The organism is Neisseria sp. HMSC073G10 (assembly GCF_001812605.1).
GTDB classification, from domain to species: domain Bacteria; phylum Pseudomonadota; class Gammaproteobacteria; order Burkholderiales; family Neisseriaceae; genus Neisseria; species Neisseria subflava_A.
The window spans coordinates 26,155-45,186 of the sequence record NZ_KV809513.1 but is presented as its reverse complement, the minus strand read 5'-3'; the positions used below and the strand labels follow the sequence as shown (position 1 = coordinate 45,186).

The 19,032-nt window shown below is 51.6% G+C and carries 15 protein-coding genes; 7 read left to right on the top strand and 8 right to left on the bottom strand.

All coding sequences use genetic code 11. The features are described 5' to 3' along the window. The first annotated feature begins 206 nt into the window (after window positions 1–206). The 5 genes from parC (at window position 207) to HMPREF2865_RS04465 (ending at window position 7,374) form a co-directional block, all read left to right on the top strand. The gene (gene parC / locus HMPREF2865_RS04485; protein ID WP_004518843.1) at window positions 207–2,510 is read left to right on the top strand and encodes a DNA topoisomerase IV subunit A; all 2,304 of its coding nucleotides are present in this window, start codon (window positions 207–209) and stop codon (window positions 2,508–2,510) included. 69 nt (window positions 2,511–2,579) lie between these two features. Beyond that, a complete protein-coding gene (locus HMPREF2865_RS04480) occupies window positions 2,580–4,166 on the top strand; it encodes a two-component system sensor histidine kinase NtrB (protein ID WP_070645880.1) in 1,587 nt (528 codons plus the stop codon). Next, window positions 4,159–5,787 (top strand): sigma-54-dependent transcriptional regulator, encoded by a 1,629-nt coding sequence (locus HMPREF2865_RS04475; RefSeq protein ID WP_070645878.1) that lies wholly within the window; start codon window positions 4,159–4,161, stop codon window positions 5,785–5,787. Before HMPREF2865_RS04480 ends, HMPREF2865_RS04475 begins: the two co-directional genes overlap by 8 nt. Window positions 5,788–5,835: 48 nt before the next feature. Then, on the top strand, window positions 5,836–6,588 hold the full coding sequence (locus HMPREF2865_RS04470) for a class I SAM-dependent methyltransferase (RefSeq protein WP_070645877.1): 753 nt from the start codon (window positions 5,836–5,838) through the stop codon (window positions 6,586–6,588). A 102-nt stretch (window positions 6,589–6,690) separates the two neighbouring features. Next, entirely contained in the window at window positions 6,691–7,374 is a 684-nt protein-coding gene (locus HMPREF2865_RS04465) for a 2,3-diphosphoglycerate-dependent phosphoglycerate mutase (RefSeq protein WP_049337039.1), read from the top strand. Window positions 7,375–7,510: 136 nt separating this feature from the next. Here HMPREF2865_RS04465 and HMPREF2865_RS04460 read toward each other — a convergent pair whose 3' ends face one another. Continuing rightward, window positions 7,511–8,302, bottom strand: coding sequence for a DsbC family protein (locus HMPREF2865_RS04460; protein ID WP_070608512.1), 792 nt, complete (start codon window positions 8,300–8,302; stop codon window positions 7,511–7,513). Window positions 8,303–8,437: 135 nt separating this feature from the next. Here HMPREF2865_RS04460 and HMPREF2865_RS04455 point away from each other — a divergent pair, with 135 nt between their 5' ends. Beyond that, the gene (locus HMPREF2865_RS04455) at window positions 8,438–10,627 is read left to right on the top strand and encodes a primosomal protein N' (protein ID WP_070645875.1); all 2,190 of its coding nucleotides are present in this window, start codon (window positions 8,438–8,440) and stop codon (window positions 10,625–10,627) included. 80 nt (window positions 10,628–10,707) lie between these two features. Here HMPREF2865_RS04455 and HMPREF2865_RS04450 read toward each other — a convergent pair whose 3' ends face one another. From HMPREF2865_RS04450 to HMPREF2865_RS04440, 3 genes are all read right to left on the bottom strand, one after another. Next, the gene (locus tag HMPREF2865_RS04450; RefSeq protein ID WP_070645873.1) at window positions 10,708–11,382 is read right to left on the bottom strand and encodes a hypothetical protein; all 675 of its coding nucleotides are present in this window, start codon (window positions 11,380–11,382) and stop codon (window positions 10,708–10,710) included. Window positions 11,383–11,718: 336 nt separating this feature from the next. Beyond that, a complete protein-coding gene (gene erpA, locus HMPREF2865_RS04445; protein WP_003680162.1) occupies window positions 11,719–12,057 on the bottom strand; it encodes an iron-sulfur cluster insertion protein ErpA in 339 nt (112 codons plus the stop codon). A gap of 132 nt (window positions 12,058–12,189) precedes the next feature. Further along, window positions 12,190–12,876 (bottom strand): S24 family peptidase, encoded by a 687-nt coding sequence (locus HMPREF2865_RS04440; protein ID WP_070645871.1) that lies wholly within the window; start codon window positions 12,874–12,876, stop codon window positions 12,190–12,192. Window positions 12,877–13,137: 261 nt separating this feature from the next. Between HMPREF2865_RS04440 and HMPREF2865_RS04435 the strand changes: the two genes are divergently transcribed. Further along, window positions 13,138–13,413, top strand: coding sequence for a hypothetical protein (locus HMPREF2865_RS04435; protein ID WP_003748371.1), 276 nt, complete (start codon window positions 13,138–13,140; stop codon window positions 13,411–13,413). 77 nt (window positions 13,414–13,490) lie between these two features. Here HMPREF2865_RS04435 and argC read toward each other — a convergent pair whose 3' ends face one another. From argC to HMPREF2865_RS04420, 4 genes are all read right to left on the bottom strand, one after another. Next, a complete protein-coding gene (gene argC, locus HMPREF2865_RS04430) occupies window positions 13,491–14,537 on the bottom strand; it encodes an N-acetyl-gamma-glutamyl-phosphate reductase (RefSeq protein WP_070645868.1) in 1,047 nt (348 codons plus the stop codon). A 47-nt stretch (window positions 14,538–14,584) separates the two neighbouring features. After that, window positions 14,585–14,770 (bottom strand): hypothetical protein, encoded by a 186-nt coding sequence (locus HMPREF2865_RS11940; protein ID WP_141752518.1) that lies wholly within the window; start codon window positions 14,768–14,770, stop codon window positions 14,585–14,587. A 150-nt stretch (window positions 14,771–14,920) separates the two neighbouring features. Then, on the bottom strand, window positions 14,921–16,624 hold the full coding sequence (locus HMPREF2865_RS04425; protein WP_070645905.1) for an ABC transporter ATP-binding protein/permease: 1,704 nt from the start codon (window positions 16,622–16,624) through the stop codon (window positions 14,921–14,923). A gap of 133 nt (window positions 16,625–16,757) precedes the next feature. Then, window positions 16,758–18,965, bottom strand: coding sequence for a TonB-dependent siderophore receptor (locus HMPREF2865_RS04420; protein WP_070645866.1), 2,208 nt, complete (start codon window positions 18,963–18,965; stop codon window positions 16,758–16,760). Window positions 18,966–19,032: the final 67 nt, after the last annotated feature.

Here is a 19,032-nt window from a genome sequence, read left to right as displayed (position 1 = left end):
AAGTTTTGATTTAAAACCAAAATGAAAAGGCCGTCTGAAACATGAAAGGGTTTCAGACGGCCTTTTTTGTCGAAACGGATTCCATTTGCTGACCTGATTCGGAAAGCCTTATTGTCGCTGCGCTACCGTTCATCACTCAAATTGGCTATGACTACCGATTTTGCTTTACAATATCCTTCTTTAATTTATTTCGTTTTACCATCCTGATGACAGAACACATTTCCGCTCCAAGTCCATCTCCTGTCGGTGAAGACTACCTGCTGTTAGGTCAATACGCCGAACGCGCCTATCTCGAATACGCCATGAGCGTGGTCAAAGGCCGCGCGCTGCCTGAAGTTTCAGACGGCCAAAAGCCTGTACAACGGCGTATTTTGTTTGCCATGCGCGATATGGGTTTGACGGCGGGGGCGAAGCCGGTGAAATCGGCACGCGTGGTCGGCGAGATTTTGGGTAAATACCATCCGCACGGCGACAGTTCTGCCTATGAAGCGATGGTTCGCATGGCGCAGGATTTTACCTTGCGCTATCCCTTAATCGACGGCATCGGCAACTTTGGTTCGCGCGACGGCGACGGGGCGGCGGCGATGCGTTACACCGAAGCGCGGCTGACGCCGATTGCGGAATTGCTGTTGTCCGAAATCAATCAGGGGACGGTGGATTTTGTGCCGAACTACGACGGCGCGTTTGACGAACCTGTACACCTGCCCGCCCGTCTGCCTATGGTGTTGCTCAACGGTGCGTCGGGCATTGCGGTGGGTATGGCGACCGAAATCCCATCGCACAATTTAAACGAAGTCACACAGGCGGCGATTGCGTTGTTGAAGAAACCGACGCTGGAAACCGCCGACCTGATGCAGTATATCCCTGCGCCCGATTTTGCCGGCGGCGGTCAAATCATCACGCCGGCAGACGAATTGCGTCGGATTTACGAAACCGGCAAAGGCAGCGTGCGCGTGCGTGCGCGTTATGAAATCGAGAAGCTGGCGCGCGGACAATGGCGCGTGATTGTGACCGAGCTGCCGCCGAACGCCAATTCCGCCAAAATCCTTGCCGAAATCGAAGAACAAACCAACCCGAAACCGAAAGCGGGAAAAAAGCAGCTCAACCAAGACCAGCTCAACACCAAAAAGCTGATGCTGGATTTAATCGACCGCGTGCGCGACGAGTCAGACGGCGAACATCCTGTGCGTCTTGTATTTGAACCAAAATCCAGCCGCATCGATACGGATACTTTCATCAACACGCTGATGGCGCAGACTTCTCTGGAAGGCAATGTGTCCATGAACTTGGTAATGATGGGTTTGGACAACCGCCCTGCGCAGAAAAACCTGAAAACGATTTTGCAGGAATGGTTGGATTTCCGCGTCGTTACCGTAACACGCCGTCTGAAATTCCGTTTGAGTCAAGTGGAAAAACGGTTGCACATCCTCGAAGGCCGTCTGAAAGTCTTTCTGCACATTGACGAAGTGATTAAAGTCATTCGTGAATCAGATGATCCGAAAGCCGATTTAATGGCGGCGTTCGGGCTGACCGAAATCCAAGCCGAAGACATTTTGGAAATCCGCCTGCGTCAGTTGGCGCGTTTGGAAGGTTTCAAACTCGAAAAAGAATTGAACGAGTTGCGCGAAGAACAAGGTCGTCTGAATATTCTTTTGGGCGACGAAAACGAAAAACGTAAGCTAATTATCAAAGAGATGCAGGCGGACATGAAGCAGTTTGGTGACGCGCGCCGCACGCTGGTGGAAGAGGCCGGACGCGCCGTGCTGACACAAACCACCGCCGACGAACCCATCACGCTGATTCTGTCGGAAAAAGGCTGGATACGCAGCCGTGCCGGACACAACCTTGATTTGAGCCAAACCGCGTTCAAAGAAGGCGACCGCCTCAAGCAAACCATCGAAGGCCGCACGGTTTTACCCGTCGTCATCCTGGATTCATTGGGCAGAACCTATACGCTTGATGCCGCCGAAATCCCCGGCGGACGCGGCGACGGCGTGCCGGTTTCATCCTTAATCGAGCTGCAAAACGGCGCGAAACCCGTCGCCATGCTCACTGGTCAGCCCGAACAGCATTACTTGCTTTCAGGCAGCGGCGGCTACGGCTTTATCACCAAGTTGGCCGATATGATCGGACGCGTGAAAGCGGGTAAAGTGATCATGACCGTGGACAGCGGCGAAACCGTCCTGCCGCCGGTTGCCGTCTATGCTTCTTCGCTGATCAATCCCGACTGCAAAGTCGTACTGGCCAGCAGCGACCACCGTCTCTTGGCGTTTTCCATCGGCGAACTCAAAGTCATGCCTAAAGGCCGCGGTTTGCAGCTGATGTCGTTGGCTGAGGGTGCATCTTTGGAACACATTATGGTGACGACCTCTCCTGAGTTTACCGTTGTATCGGTCGGCCGACGCGGCGCAGAACATCAGGAAAAACTGCGTATTGCCGATATTGACGGCAAACGCGGTAAAAAAGGCAAGGTATTGGAAATATCAGGCCGTCTGAAAAGTTTGTCCTGAAACAAGAACAAATATATCTAAATAAATTAAATTTATACGACATTGCATGATAATAAAAAAGGTTCACTTATGAACAGAGCCAATCTTCAAGAACTGGGTAATCTGAGGGAGCGGATTCCCGGTGTAATCAACATTGCCCGAATAGCCATCGTCTTGCCGCTTTTGGTTTTGCACGCGTTCGGCAGCTACACGGGTGGCAACCTGATTGGCGTTTCGTTGCCGGCCGTTGAGTTTTATATCTGGGTAACGCTGTATTTCTTCCTGATTATGCTCTCCGTGCTCCGCCCGGGCTGGCAGTGGCAGTCTTTGGATTTGCCCAATGCCAGTGCCGTGGTCGACATCACCATGATGATGGTTTTGGTGTATATCTCCGGCGGTACGGCTTCTGGTTTCGGAATTTTGGTTTTGCCGTTTGTCGCCACGTCGTGTCTGCTCAGTTATGGCCACTATCCTATGCTGTATGCAGGCTATACGGCAATGTTGTTTATTTTGAACCTGTTTTTAGACGGCAGTATGCGTTTCGATTCATTTAATTGGGATGCAAAATCAGTGGCGAATTCTTTGATGCTGATCGGCGCCAGCTATCTGGTGGCGATGCTGACCTCGTTTGCCGCCCGTTATCTGGAGCAGGCCACAGAGTCCGCCAGCCGCCATCAACTGGCCTACCGCCGGATCAGCGGCTTGAACCATTTGGTTTTGAACCGCGTACAGGAAGCGGTTGTGGTGATTGATGCGACCCAACGCGTGTGGCTGTTTAACAAACAGGCAAAAATCTATTTCCCCAGCCTGATTATCGATCAGCAGGAAATCGTGTTCGGCGAACTGGTGGCTCGCTGGCAGCGTCAACCCGACAAACCTTTTGAAACCGATATCCATATTTTCCAACACGCCATGCACGTCCGAGCCGTTCCGCTGATTCAGGAGCAAACCGAGCTGCTGATGTTGTACGTCCGCTCATTGCGTGAAGTGGCTGCGGAGGCCATGTCCACCAAGCTGACTTCGCTCGGACAGTTGACTGCCAACCTCGCCCACGAAATCCGCAACCCGATGTCCGCCATCCGTCATGCCAGCGATTTGTTGCAAGAGGGTGATGAGGCAGATCCGCTCAAGGCCAAGCTCTACAACATCATCGACAGCAATATCCAACGCATCGACAAGATGTTGGAAGACGTATCCCTGCTTAACAAACGAGACAACATCAGCCGCCAGCCGATTAATCTGATGAAATTTTGGTTGGAATTCAAGCAGGAATTTACCTTAAACAATCCCGATGCCATCGGCTGTCTGCGCATGAATATGGACGGCAACAACCTGACCGTATTGGTTGACTCCATGCACTTGCAGCAAGTGATGTGGAACTTGTGCAACAACGCTTGGCGACACAGCCGTCAGGACGAAAACGCCATTACCGTTCTTATCCGCTCTAGCGGCAGGATGCATATTTCCATCGTAGTGGCGGACAACGGCAAAGGCGTGCCGCCCGATGTACGAAATCATCTGTTCGAGCCGTTTTACACCACCGAAAAACAAGGTACCGGTTTGGGGCTTTACGTCGCACGCGAGTTGGCACACGCCAATATGGGGCAGCTGCATTATCACCCTGAAATGAACGGGTTTGAACTGATTTTACCGAAGGAGCAAGCGCAGGATGAATAAATTGCAAGAGCCGGTTTTGGTTGTCGATGACGAGGCAGACATCCGCGACCTGATGGAAATGACCCTGATGAAAATGGGTCTGCGCGTCAATACTGCGGCTGGTGTTGAAGAAGCCAAAGACAGGCTAGACAACAACGATTATTCGCTGGTGTTGACCGATATGCGTATGCCCGACGGCTCAGGCCTCGAGGTTGTCCAATACATTGATGAACTGATGCTCGACACGCCCGTCGCCGTGATTACGGCTTTCGGTAATGCCGACCAAGCCGTTGAAGCCTTGAAAGCAGGGGCGTTTGATTATCTGCAAAAACCGATTACGCTGTCGCAGTTGCGTTCATTGGTTAAATCGGCAGTATCGGTTTCCGATAATACTGCCGAACCCACGCCGTCTGAAAAAGTCAAATTGCAGCCTGCGCCTGTTTCTGCCGCCCTGTATAAACCCGAACCTCAGCCGGCCAAGCCTGTCGTTACGCCTCCTAAGAGCGTACAGAGTGAATTTAACCGGCCTTTGACTGTTCCAGAAGGACTCAATTCCTTAAAAGAGCGTTTTTCGGCCGGCAGCATCAATCCTGCTTTGCAACAAGACGCACCTATATTGGAAGGCGAGGACGATATGCCGCGCCTGTTGGGTACCTCGCCGCAAATGGTCGAAGTACGCCACCTGATTCGCAGATTGGCCCACAGCCTTGTTCCTGTTTATATCTCCGGCGAGTCCGGTACGGGTAAAGAGCAGGCGGCGCGCACGATTCACGAGCTGTCCGACCGCGCCGACAAACCGTTTATTGCCGTCAACTGCGGAGCCATTCCTGAAAACCTGATGGAAAGCGAATTTTTCGGTTACAAAAAAGGCAGCTTTACCGGCGCAGATCAAGACCGTTTAGGTTTTTTCCAACACGCTGACGGTGGCACTTTGTTCCTTGACGAAGTTGCCGATTTGCCGCTTGCCATGCAGGTCAAACTCCTGCGCGCCATTCAAGAAAAAGCCGTGCGCCGTATCGGCGATGCGAGGGAAACCTTTGTGGATGTGCGCATTATTTGTGCAACCCATAAAAACCTCGAAGCTTTGGTTGAAAGCGGCGCATTCCGTCAGGACTTGTATTACCGCCTCAACGTAGTCTCCCTGCACATGCCGCCTTTGCGCGAAATGCGCGAAGACTTGGGTGCGCTGATTCTGTATCTGCTGTACAAACACCGTCACGGCAATCAAACCTACAAACTCAGCCCGAAAGCCCAAGAAGCCCTGTTGCATTACAGCTATCCCGGCAACTTCCGCGAATTGGAAAACATCCTCGAACGCGCCGTTGCGCTGACGGTTGGCCAAGTGATACAAGTGGACGACTTGCAGATTCAAAACGCCCCACAAGTTAAGGCTGAACGCAGTGGCTTCTCCTTTGACGATATTGCCGAACCTGACGCGCGCGAAACTACGCTCAATCACAGCCCCATTCCGCCGTTTGATCCGCGTACCATGCAGATACAGGATTACCTCGACCAAGTGGAACGCAGCATCATCGAGCAGGCTTTGCGGCAAACCCGTTACAACCGTACCCAAGCCGCCAAACTTTTGGGCATCAGCTTCCGCTCTATGCGCTACCGCATGGAACGCCTGGACATCAATTAAAACGTTCAGACGGCCTGAGTTTTTAAGGCCGTCTGAAACATAAGCCTTATGTACAAGATTTATTTTGACGAAACCGCATCTGTCGAACTTCGCAGCCTTGCCGCGCCTTTCGGGCTGACCGTTATCGACCGGCAGCCTGAAGAAGGCAGTTTCCTTATCGCTGACGAAAGCGGCATCAGTTTGTGCCGCGCCGGTGAAAAAGGCCGTGTCCGCGTTGATTTTGATGGCGGTGCTGCCCATTATCGGCGCACTAAAGGTGGAGGCGAGTTGATTGCCAAAGCCGTCAACCACACTGTACAACCGACTGTCTGGGACGCTACCGGCGGACTGGGGCGCGACAGTTTTGTGCTTGCTTCGTTGGGCTTAAATGTACAAACTTTTGAACAAAATCCCGCCGTTGCCTGTCTACTTTCAGACGGCCTCAACAGGGCAGGGCAAAGTGAAGAAACACGGGAGATTGCCCAACGCATTACTTTGCATTTCGGCAATGCCGTTGATTTGATGCAGAAATTGGCTACTCAAAACGGCAGGCCCGATGTGGTGTACCTCGACCCGATGTACCCGGAGCGTCGCAAAACCGCCGCTGTGAAAAAAGAAATGGCTTACTTTCACGATTTGGTCGGCTCAGCACAAGATGAAGCCGAGTTATTGGATGCAGCATTGAATACCGCCAAAAAACGCATTGTCGTCAAACGTCCGCGCTTGGGTGAGTTTCTCGACGGGCGCAAACCTGCTTATCAATACACAGGCAAAAGCACGCGGTTTGATGTTTACCTTCCGACAAGGCTGTCTGAAGACTAGAAGCAAACTTGCAACATATCAAAAGAAACCGCCGACGTTATCAGCGCGGCGGCAAAGTGTGCTATAAATACCTTTTCCCAAACTTCATTGGAGCAAACTATCATGGAATTAGTATTCATCCGTCACGGACAAAGCGAATGGAACGCGAAAAACCTTTTCACCGGCTGGCGCGACGTCAAGCTGAGCGAGCAAGGTTTGGCAGAAGCCGCGGCAGCAGGTAAAAAGCTGAAAGAGAAGGGCTACGAGTTCGACATAGCCTTTACTTCCGTTCTGACCCGTGCCATCAAAACCTGTAACATCGTTTTGGAAGAATCCGATCAACTGTTTGTTCCACAAATCAAATCATGGCGTTTGAACGAGCGCCACTACGGCCAGCTGCAAGGTATGGATAAAAAACAAACCGCAGAAAAATACGGCGACGAGCAAGTCCACATCTGGCGCCGCAGCTACGACACCCTGCCTCCGCTGCTCGATCCTAAAGACCCTAACTCCGCCCATAACGACCGCCGCTATGCCAACCTGCCTAGCGATGTCGTACCTGATGGCGAAAACCTCAAAGTTACCCTCGAGCGCGTCCTGCCTTTCTGGGAAGACCAAATCGCTCCGGCCATCTTGAGCGGCAAACGTGTATTGGTTGCGGCACACGGCAACTCCCTGCGCGCTTTGGCCAAACACATCGAAGGCATTTCCGACGAAGACATAATGGGCTTGGAAATCCCAACCGGTCAGCCGCTGGTGTACAAATTGGATGAAAACCTGAAAGTGATTGAAAAATTCTACCTGTAAGGTAAAGGGAAAAAAGGACGTGTTGGACACGTCCTTTTTTGTACTTGTCAGTATCGAGGCCGTCTGAAGGCAGTTGATGGCGGGCGACATGAAAAAAGGACGCGTAAAGCGTCCTTGATGGAGATTAAACCCTGTATTACTGGTTTTTCTCGATGATTTCTTTGAGGTGGGGCATAGGGCTGTAACCGCTTTGGCTGCGGCCGTTAGGGAAGACCACGGTCGGTGTACCGTTGAAGCCGAATTGTTCGCCCAATGAAGTGGTTTCAGCAACAGGGTTTTCGCAGTTTGCTTTGCCGCTTGGGAGTTTGCCTTTGCGCATCCAGTCAATCCATGCCTGGGTCGGATTAGGTTGGCACCACAACAGCTCGGCTTTGCGCGCGGCATCAGGGTGCAGGCTCGGAATCGGCATCATGAATGTATAAATCGTGATGTCGGTCATTTTTTCAAACTCATGCTCCAAGCGTTTGCAGTACGGGCAGTCCGGATCGGAGAAAACAGCGACTTTCAGTTTGCCGTTGCCGCGTACTTCTTTGATGGCTTTGTCCAAAGGCAGCGAAGCGAAGTCGATTTTGTTCAAATCGGCGGCGCGTTCTTCAGTCATGCTTTGGCGCGTGTTGACGTTGATGAGGTCGCCAACAAGCATATAGTCGCCTTTGGCATCGGTATAGATGATTTGTTTGCCGCTGACGACAACTTCATAAATGCCTTTAATTGGTGTTTCACTGACGCTCAAAACTTTCAAATCTTGGGCGGCATAGACTTTTTCCAGACGTGCTTTCAAAGAAGCGGCAACGGATTTGTCGGCAGGCGCTTCCGCTTTGGCAGCCTGAGCAGGCGCCGCGTTGGCGTTGGATACGGCAGGTTGACCGCATGCCAACAAAGGAAGGACGGCAAACGGTGTTAAGATTTTGATTAACTTGGTTTTCATGCGAGAGACTTGCGTGTGTTAAAAGTAAGGCATTGTATCAAACCTCCGTCATGCCTGCATTGTATTGAGGCTCAAATTATTGTCTGAAAATAGCTTTCGGCTGTTAAAATACGAAAAAATGATTTGATTGTTTGTATGTTCTACCACCGTATTGCCGTAAACGTGCCGCTTTCAGACGGCCTTTTGACGTATTCCTATTCCGAGCCGCTTCCTCCGGGAACGCGGGTGCTTGTGCCTTTCCGCAATAAAACCGTTGTTGGGATTGTGTGGGAAACGGATATTGCGCCCGATATGGATACGGCGCGGATTTTGAGTGTTCAGACGGCCTTTGTAGAAGAAAAGCCGTTGCCTCAAAGCTGGCGTGATTTGTTGGCGTTTACCTCGCGTTATTACCACTATCCGACGGGGCAGGCAGTGTTTGCCGCGCTGCCGCAGGGTTTGAAGGAAACGCGCGCGGTGGAAATGCCGCAGCCGCCGCTGTTTTACGCGCTGAACGAAGCGGGCAGGGCGCAAACGCCACCGCCGACTCGGTTCAACAAAAAAACGGCTTTGTGGGATGCGCTGCTGTCGGGCGGGATGACGATGGCGGCGTTGAAGCAGGTAAACGCACAGGCGGCAAAATTAATCGAAGATTGGGCGGAACAGGGCTGGATTGAAACAACGGAAGCGGCGAAGTCCGTTTTAGAGTCGTGCCATGGGCAGGCTTCGCACTCTGAATTTGTGTTGAATGCCGACCAGCAGAAGGCTTCCGATGAAATTCAGACGGCCTTTGGTAAATTTCAGCCGTTTCTGCTGTACGGCATCACCGGCAGCGGCAAGACTGAGGTGTATTTTGATGCGATGGCGAAAGTGTTGGCGCAGGGGCGGCAGGTGTTGTTTCTGTTGCCTGAAATCAACCTCACGCCGCAGCTTTTGAAGCGGGTGGAAAACCGTTTTGCCGACGTGCCGACTGCCGTGTTGCACAGCCAGATGGCTGCAGGCAAGCGCACGCAGGATTATTTGCGCGCGATGTTGGGGCAGGCGAAGCTGGTGATCGGCACGCGGCTGGCGGTGTTCACGCCGATGGATGATGTCGGGCTGATTGTGGTCGATGAGGAACACGACGGCTCGTTCAAACAAGACAACGAATTGCGCTACCACGCCCGCGATTTGGCGGTGTGGCGGGCGAAGCAGAGCGGCTGCCCCATCATATTGGGCAGCGCCACGCCCAGCTTGGAGAGTTGGCACAAGGCGCAAAGCGGCGCGTACAGCCTGCTGCAACTGACCGAGCGCGCCCATGCTTCCGCGCAACTGCCGCAAGTGGACATCCTCAACGTAGGCCGTCTGAAACTCGACAACGGCTTCTCGCCGCAAGCCTTGCAGCTTTTGAAACATAACTTTGAAGCAGGCGGCATGTCGCTGGTGTACCTCAACCGGCGCGGCTTCGCGCCCGCGCTGTTTTGCGGCGACTGTGGCCATACCTTCGGCTGCCCGAACTGCTCCGCCAAAATGGTGCTGCACCAACGCGCCCGCCAACTGCGCTGCCACCACTGCGACCACCGCGAACCCATCCCGTACAAATGCCCCGACTGCGGCAACCAAGACCTGACCGCCGTCGGACACGGCACACAGCGCGTCGAAGAAACCCTGCGCGCCTTCCTGCCCAAGGCCGCCGTCGTCCGCGTCGATAGGGACAGCACAGCACACAAAAACGACTGGGCGGATTTGTACCGCCGCATCGCCGACAACGAAATCGATATTCTGGTCGGCACGCAGATGCTTGCCAAAGGCCATGATTTCGCGCGGCTCAACCTTGTTATCGTGTTGAATGCCGACGGCAGCCTGTACAGTGCGGACTTCCGCGCGCCGGAAAGGTTGTTCGCTGAACTGATGCAAGTGTCCGGCAGGGCGGGGCGAGCCGATAAACCCGGCAAGGTGTTGATACAGACCCAACTGCCTGGACATCCCGTCTTCGCCGCCGTCAAAGCGCAGGATTACGCCGTGTTTGCGGAAAACGAATTGAACGAGCGGCAAATGTTCACCATGCCGCCTTTTGGTTTTCAGACGGCCGTCCGTGCCGATGCGCCGCGTGTTGCCGATGCGATGGAATTTCTCAATGCCGCCAAAGAAACCCTCGCCCCGCTTTTGCCCGAAAGCGTCTCCCAGTTCGGCGCCGCCCCTATGCTGATGGTGCGCCTCGCCGAACGCGAACGTGCGCAAGTTTTCCTCGAATCGACATCTCGACAAGATTTGCACCGCGCCGTGAGTTTGTGGGTACAAGTGTTACAGCAAAACCGCGACAGCAAAATCCGATGGTCGGTGGACGTTGATGTGCAAGAGGCTTGATTGGAATGATTCAATTAATAGGGCAATAAAAGGCCGTCTGAAAATCTGTTTTTCAGACGGCCTTAAGTTTTGGAATCAGTTTAGAAGAATTTTGCAGCGATATAGCCGAGTGCAAGCAGACTCAAAACGGCGAATACGATAGCCATTGTAAGCAGAAATTGTGTTTTCTTCCTTGCTGCAAGTGCGGCCAGCTCAGGATTTTGGCCTAACTCTTCGCGTAATTGGGATTCCAATTCGGCACGGATTTTTTTGCGCAGTTTTTTCTCTTCCTGCTCACGTTCGTATTTGAGCTTGTGGGCAATTTCGGTTTGTTTTTTATGCTCGAAAGAGATTTTTTCCTGCCATTCAATGCGCTTGCGCTGGATGGCCAGCTCATTTTTTTCTGTCAAATCAAAGTGGCAGGTTTTACATTCCTGTGCATCTAATTCGTCAATAATCGTCATGCAGACGGGGCATTGGATAGGGTCGGGAGTGTTGACTGCCAACACGGGTTCTTCTTCGACCGCTTCCAATTCCATAGCCTGACGGACAATCACGTCCAAACCCAAATAGCTGAAGTAATGCTGCGCATTTTCTCGCTCGTCTTGGGTACATTTTTCAGCCACAATGGCTTGCGGACGTTCGGCCAAGGCTTGAATCAGGCTCTCGACTTCGTTTTCGGGCAGGTTCTCATACAGGCAGGCGTGGATGAGCTCCCTATCCGTGTTCGGCGGATAGGAAACGTATACGTCGAAAAATTTTTCTTGTTTGCTCATTGATATCCCATGAGTATTTCGACTGCGTCAACCAAATGGGTTTAGCCTAAGGTTTTGTTATTGTGTTTGAGCTGTCTTGGCTTCTGATACGAGCCGGAACAGAGGCTGCAGTCTCAGGCAGACCAAGTACGGTTTGCCTTTGTGTCGTTAATCGGCTGGACAATAATTTTTTATTTATATGGCAATATGCATGTCCAATGTTATGTCTATTGTAGAGTAAATATTCACGCCCGATATTATTATTATAAGGTAAATCTGATATTGTTTAAAATAAATTCACACAAAAGGCCGTCTGAAGATACAGACGGCCTGTTTTTTGTGGCAAAAACGGATTGTTTATACGGAGAAGGACGAACCGCAACCGCAAGTTGTCTCTGCATTCGGATTGCGGATGACGAATTGAGAACCTTGCAGGCTTTCGGTGTAGTCGATTTCCGCACCAACCAGATATTGGTAGCTCATCGGGTCAACCAAGAACGTCAGGCCGTTTTTCTGGATTTCAAAATCGTCGTCGTTTTTGATTTCGTCAAAGGTAAAACCGTATTGGAAGCCGGAGCAACCGCCGCCGTTGACGAATACGCGTAATTTCAAATCGGGATTGTTCTCTTCGGCAATCAGGTCGGCAACTTTGGTGCAGCAGCTGTCAGTAAAGATAATAGGGCTTTCGTCTGACATGATGTGATTCCTTTTATATGAATATTTTTACTATTGTCGCGCAAACCGTTAGCCAAGGCAAGTTTGTGCAGACAGGGTCTGCCAGCTTACATGGAGGGCATGGCAGAAATTTCAAGCACCAGTATGTCAGATTTAGATACTTCTGCCAAACCATTCGACACGGCCGATGATGGCAACGTCGTCGGTCGGATTTTTAAAGTCGATTTCAAAAGTAGGGTAGGCTTCGTTGGCAGAAATGACGTTGACGATGCCGCCGGGTATCAATTGCAGGCGTTTGACCAAAAGGTTTTCGTTGAGGCGTAAAACATAGAGGCCGTCGCGCGGCGTGGTTTGTCCGTGATTGATGAGGATGGTGTCGCCATCATTCAGCACGCCTTCCATCGAGTCGCCTTTGACTGAGATAACGGAAAGGTTTTTGATGTCGCGCGTTACATAATTTTCAATCCAATAACGTCGGAACGCCATGGCGAACATGGGCTGTTCGTCGCCGACGAGCTGACCGTGTCCGGCCGCGGCCTGGATGTCGTAACGTGGCACAAAGACAAATTCGTCTATATCGACTGGGTTGCCCAGTGTGTCGGTTGCCGTGGCTTTTGGGGCTTCGGAATCGGGGAAGGGGGAACCTTCGCCTGTCAAAAGCCAGTCTATGCTACAGCCTTTAAGTTGTTTGATTTTTTTTAGCGTTTCCGATTTCGGCAGGCCGCCTTCGTTCCAGATACGGCTGAATCCGGCGATGGTCATATCAATATCGGCGGCAATTTTGGCTTGGCGGGCTTCATCTTTCCATAAGAAAGCCAGGCGGTCTTTAAAGGTATCCATGTTTATGCCTTTATGGAGGTATGTTTTTTATATGGTTTGGACGATTTGAGTGTATTTTACCTTAGTTTTTATAAAATTGTAAGAAAAAAATTACTCAATCTAAGAAAAAGTATTGCATATTTTATTTTTTCTTAGTACTATTCGTTTTGTCTTAGATAAATCGATATTTCTAGTTTTATATTTGATTTTTCTTAGTTTGGTTTTATTTGGTTTAGTTTTTCTGACTTGAACCTGCTATATGATTATGATGAGAGGTGTGAAATGACTCGTTCGCGTAAAAATATTTTTTGGGTGCTGCTGGCGTTGGTGCTGGGTTTTTTTGCCCTGCCTTTCGGATCTTCGGAAGCGCATGAAGCGGACGGTAATTTGACGGCTTCGGAATGCGAACGCTTGGGCAGTTTGAGTCTGGATCAGATGGACGGCAGGCTGCTTGCCTTCGCCAAAGAATGCGATATGGTGGAGGCTACCCACGATTGGGAGCAACAGTACGGCAACTTGAATGAAGAAGAAATGCTTGCCGGCGTGGTGTATGAGTGATGTTTGTGAATAAATTGATAAAGGCCGTCTGAAAAACCATTGTTTCAGACGGCCTTGTGTTTTTAATAAGGATGATATTAAGGCATCAATGGTGCATTAGTCAGGCCGGTGGTTTCGGGCAGGCCGAACATAATGTTCATATTCTGCACGGCTTGACCGGCTGCGCCTTTAACCAAGTTGTCGATGACGGAAAGAACAATCCACACATCGTCTTGATCGGGCGCTTTTTGAACGCTGATACGGCAGAGGTTGGCGCCGCGCACGCTGCGGGTTTCAGGTGTCGAACCTGAAGGCAGGATATCGACAAAAGGACTGTCGCGGTAGTATTCGCGCAGTAAGGCTTCGGGATCGGTATGTTCTTGCAGGTGCAGATACAGGGTGGCATGCATACCGCGTATCATCGGAACAAGGTGTGGCACGAAAATCAGGCCGTCTGAAACATGGTCTTGCAGTCTGGACAGGGTTTGTTGGATTTCAGGCAAATGGCGGTGGCCGCTGACGCCGTAGGCTTTGAAGTTTTCACCTGCTTCACACAATAGGGCGTGGGTACTGGCTTTGCGGCCTGCACCAGAAACACCGGATTTACAGTCGGCAATCAGCGGCGCGTTGGCTTTCAGACGACCAGCCTGAAGCAGCGGCAATAAGGGCAGAGAAACGCAGGTAGGGTAGCAACCCGGATTGGCCACCAGCATGGCTTTGGCGATGTCGTCTTTGTAAAGTTCGCACAAACCGTACACTGCTTGGGAAACGAGTTGCGGCGCTGCATGGGTCATTTTGTACCATTGTTCCCATGTGGGGATGTCGCGGATGCGGAAGTCGGCAGATAGGTCAATCACGCGTACGCCTTTTTCCACAAGGGCCGGTGCTTCTTTCATGGCTACGCCGTTGGGCGTAGCGAAGAATACGAGGTCGCAGAGGTCAAGCCCGGCCTCTTCGGGCGTTTGGAATGCAAGGTCGTAAATGCCGCGCAGGCTGGGGAAGTAGTCGGCAACCGCAATACCGGCTTCGCTTCGGCTGGTGACGGCAGTGACTTCTGCGTTGGGGTGGCTGCTGAGCAGGCGCAACAATTCGACGCCTGTGTAACCGGTTGCACCAACGATACCAATTTTAATTTTTGTGGTCATGGTGTGGCTCCTTTGTAGGGATGACAATGCGTTTGATTATATAGTAATTAATTGCAGTCGGTCAGCGATGCTTGTGCCAAGCTTTGCAAGGGACGGTTAAACAGGCCGTCTGAAATATAGCATGAATAATATTCGAGAGCGGGTTTCAGACGGCCTGAGCGTTTGAAAAACGCAGTTTGCGGTTCGATTTGTCTGTTGATTTGTGGTGGGTGTTTCGTCTTTATCCTATCCATACAAACACAAAATAAAAACGCAAAAAAATGCCCCCGGGTTGGAGAACCGGAGGCAAGTATCCAAGGAGTAGCTCTCATTAATAAGAACTAGTTACTTAGTACTATATCTCTTGTTAGGATTGAAAGCAAGCGTTTTGCACATTTTAACATTTAAATAATTTTTTCATTCAAATTCAGAGAGCTATCAAACAGGGCTTGAATTTTGGGTTGGTGGCTGATGCCGATGACCAAAGTATTGGGCAAATGTTGCTTGAGGGTCTGCATCAACATCAGGGCGGATTCGTCATCAAGCTGGTTGGTGGCTTCATCTAGGAACAGGATTTGCGGTTTGTGCAGCAGTGCGCGTGCAAGGCTGAGGCGTTGTTGTTCGCCGCCGGAGAGAATGCCGTGCCATTCGTATGAAGTGTCCAAATCGTTCATCAACGTGTGCAGTCTACCCGTGGGGCTGTTTAGGCCGACTTGTTTCAAAACGGTTTGAATCAAATGGTCGTCTTGGCAGGCTGAGTAAGGGTAGCTGACGGTTTGACGCAGGGTATCGGTAGGCAGGTAAGGGCGTTGCGGGAAGAACAGGCGGCTGCCTTCAAGGGAAAAACTGCCGTGATAATACGGCCATAAACCGGCAAGCACGCGAAGCAGCGTGGATTTGCCGATGCCGCTTCGACCTTCAAGCAATACCCATTCCGGAGAACGGGCTTGGAGGTGAATATCAGTAAGCAGGGGGCTGCCGGTTTGGGTGTAGACGGTAAGGTTTTGCAAGACGACCTTGCCGCTATGATGCGGCAAATCTGTTTGGTGTGACTGAAGGGAGGGGCTTTTTTGTTCTGCTTGTTCCAAGGCCGTCTGAAAACCGGAAAGCCGTTCGATGACTGCCGCCCATTCAATCAGGCGGCGGTATGCATCGGTAAACCAGCCGAAACTGTCTTGAACGCGGGCAAACGATGTGCGCGTCTGCATCATGTCGCCGAAGGTCATGGTTTTGGCGAGGTACATGGGCAGGGTGGCGAGGATGGGGATGAAGATGCTGATGCGGACATAGGTTGCCCAGAAGGTTTCTTGGCGGAATTCGCAGTTGGTGAGCCGCCGCCAGTTGTCGCGGATGCGGAGGTAACGTTGTTTCAGACGGCCTGTTTCCGCTTCGCCGCCGTTGTAGAAGGCGATTTGTTCGGCATGGTCGCGTACACGTAAAAGGGCTGCGCGGTAGTCAGCTTCGCGATGCTGGCGGTCGATATTGAGGTTTTTTAGTTTGCGGCCGACAAGATGGGCGATGACGGTGCTGAAGATGGAATAAATCAGTGCAACCCAAACAAGGTAGCCGTAAACGGTAATGCTGTATCCGCCGATGTTGAAAGTCTGTACGCCGGACAGCGTCCACAGTACGGCGACAAACGCGCTGAATTTGGCAATATTATTGATGAAGGAGCGAAAGAGGCTGATGCTTTTGTCGGCGAGGAGGTAGATGTCTTCGGCGATACGTTGGTCGGGGTTGTCCGGTTCGCCTGTCAGGCGCAGACGGTAGTGTTTGTGGCCTTCGAGCCAGTTTTTTTGAAATTGCTCGGTCAGATGGGTGCGCCAACGGAAGATGAGGCGTTTTTGCAGCCAGTCGGCACAAACGATACAGCCGATAACCATCGCCATATAGCCGAGGTATTCGACAATGAGTGATGGCATGGATGCGCCGTCAAACGCGGCCAGCGCGTCATAGAAGCGTTTGTCCCATGCGGCAATCCAAACGCTGATGGTGATGGAGAATAGGGTAAACCCTATCAAAACGGCGAGCATCAGCCATTGGAGGCGGCCGTGTGCCCCTGACCAAAAAGGGTGGGCAAGGTAAAAGAATTTTTTGAGCGTATTCATGATGAATGCTTGTGAATGCGTGCGAATGGCCATCTGAAAGTGAAATTGTACTTTCAGACGGCCTTTTTATCAGCAATAGTTGGTTTATGCTTTTAAAAAATGAGCGGTCAACCCGTGCTTGCTATGCTGCTATTTACATTTTCCACTTCAGGCTGAACACGGCATTGCGCGGTTCGCCGTAGAAGTTGCCGCTGTTGGCGGCACGGCTGTATTGGTTTTCGTAGTAGCGTTTGTCGGTCAGGTTGTTGATTGCCAGTCCCAGTTGCAGGTTTTTGCTCGGACGGTATTGGACGTTGGTGTTCCAAATGGTGTAGCCGCCTTGCTTGATGGAGCCGGAAGAATTAGCGGTTTTGCTGCTGCTCTTCAAGCCAAGACCGACCGTCCATTTGCCGTCATCCACCGGCAGGACATAGCTGGTGTAGAGGCGGAACATATGCTTCGGCGTATGGCTGCTGAAGTTGTAGCCTTTTTGGCGCGATTCAACATTGCCGGTAACGCTGCTGCGGTTGGTGCTGCGGTTGAAGGTGTAGCCTGCATAAACTTGCCAACGGTCGCTCAGGCTGCCGGAGATTTCGGCGTCCAAGCCGCGGCTGCTTTGGTTGAGCGGTTCCCAGTAGGCGTGCGGTTTGGCATTGACGCGTTGGTTGTTGTTGTCTTTGTCGGTGCGGTAGAGGGCGACAGAAGTATTCAGACGGCCTTCGTTCCATTCGCCTTTCCAACCGAGTTCGTAGTTGCGTCCCATAATCGGCGGCAGCAGGTTGTCGTTGTAGTCGCGGTTCATCGTTTGTTTGAAGATGGACGTATAGGCGGCGTAAATACTTTGTTTAGGTGTGATGTCGTAAGTGATGCCGGCATAAGGAACGAAGCGGTTGCGTTTGAGCGAGTCTGATGAACCTGCTACCCCGTCTTTGAGGTCGCGATCCCAATAGTAGTCGCGTTTCCAGCTGGTATAGCGTCCGCCTGCGATGATGTGCAGTTTTTCGGTAGGATTGATGCGCGCGCCCAAACCAAAGGCATGGGTAGTATAACGGCCGTCGCCGCCACGGGCTTTGGCTGTGGCAGAATCCCAATCGGGTTTGGCTTTCTCGCTGCCGTTAAAGGCATCTGCGTCATAGTTGCTGCTGTCGTTGAGCCAGCGGTTGCTTGAATTCACGTTCTCTTTGGAATAGCTATGCATGAAGAAGAGGTCGTGATTTTGGCCGAAAGCGAAGATGCGGCCGGTCAGGTTGTTTTGGAAAGTAAACTGGCGGTTGCCTGCATCGTAACGGTCGAAGCTGTATGTGGTTCCCAGGCCATCTGTGCTGATGCCGTTACCTGTGCCGCCCAGCGTGTAATATTCTTTTGAACTGGTATTCTTGCGCCAGTCCAGTTTGCTGCTCAGTTTCCAGTTGTCGTTGAAATAATGTTCAAACTCGGCAAAAAGATTGTATTTTTTCAGGCGAGCTTCGTTCCAATCCGCACCTAGATAGCGGCTGCGTTTCCACTCTTTGCCGTCTGCACGCATAGGCAGGCCGTCAGGATCAGGTGTTTCAGTTTGGTTGAGATAGCTTGCGCCCCAGGTAAGTTTGCTGTTGTCGCCGATGTCTTTGTCCATCACGCCATACAGAAGGATGTCGCGTCCGCCGGATTGGTCTTTGAAGGTTTTGTTGCTGCCTACGGAACCGACAAAGCGTCCGCGCAGGCCGTGCTCTTGGCTTAAGGTACCGGATGCATCAAAGACGCTGTTTACTTTGCCCCATGAGTTTGCCATCAAATCGGCGGAAAGCTGGCGTTTTGCAGTCGGCTTTTTGCGGACGGCGTTTACCGTGCCGCCGGGTTCGTTGTTTGCCTGTGTCAAACCTGCCGCACCGCGCACTACTTCAATGTGGTCGTACATTGCCATATCGGTTGCACTGGTCGGGTCGCCGGCCGGGCCGCCTAAGCCGAATCCTCCGGGAGAGCCGAGTTGCGTGGCAATGCCGTCTTCTTCAAATTGTTCGATAAAATAGCCGCGCGACATGAAATGCGTGCGTCCGCCGCTTTTGAAAACATTGATGCCGGTAGCGTTTTGCAACGCACCTTCTAAGTCGGTGATGCCTTGGTCTTCAATTTGTTTTTTAGTAATGACGCTGACGGATTGGGGGATTTCCCGCGGAGAGAGGACCAGCCCCGTGGTTGAGCGCAGGGCGGATACTGTGTAGCTGTTTTGACTTTCAGTGCGCAAGCTTTTGTTTTTGCCGACAACGGTAACTTGTTCCACTTCAGCCTGCCGTACCTCTTCGGCAGCTTGTGCGGCTTGGGGCAATGCGGCAAGGCAGAGGGCAAGTGTGCTCAGTTTGAATAGTTTTTCAGAATGATGCATTTGATGAGGTCCTTGATAAAGAAAGATCTGTTTGTTTTTAAATATTGGCGGCAATATCTGTTTAAAT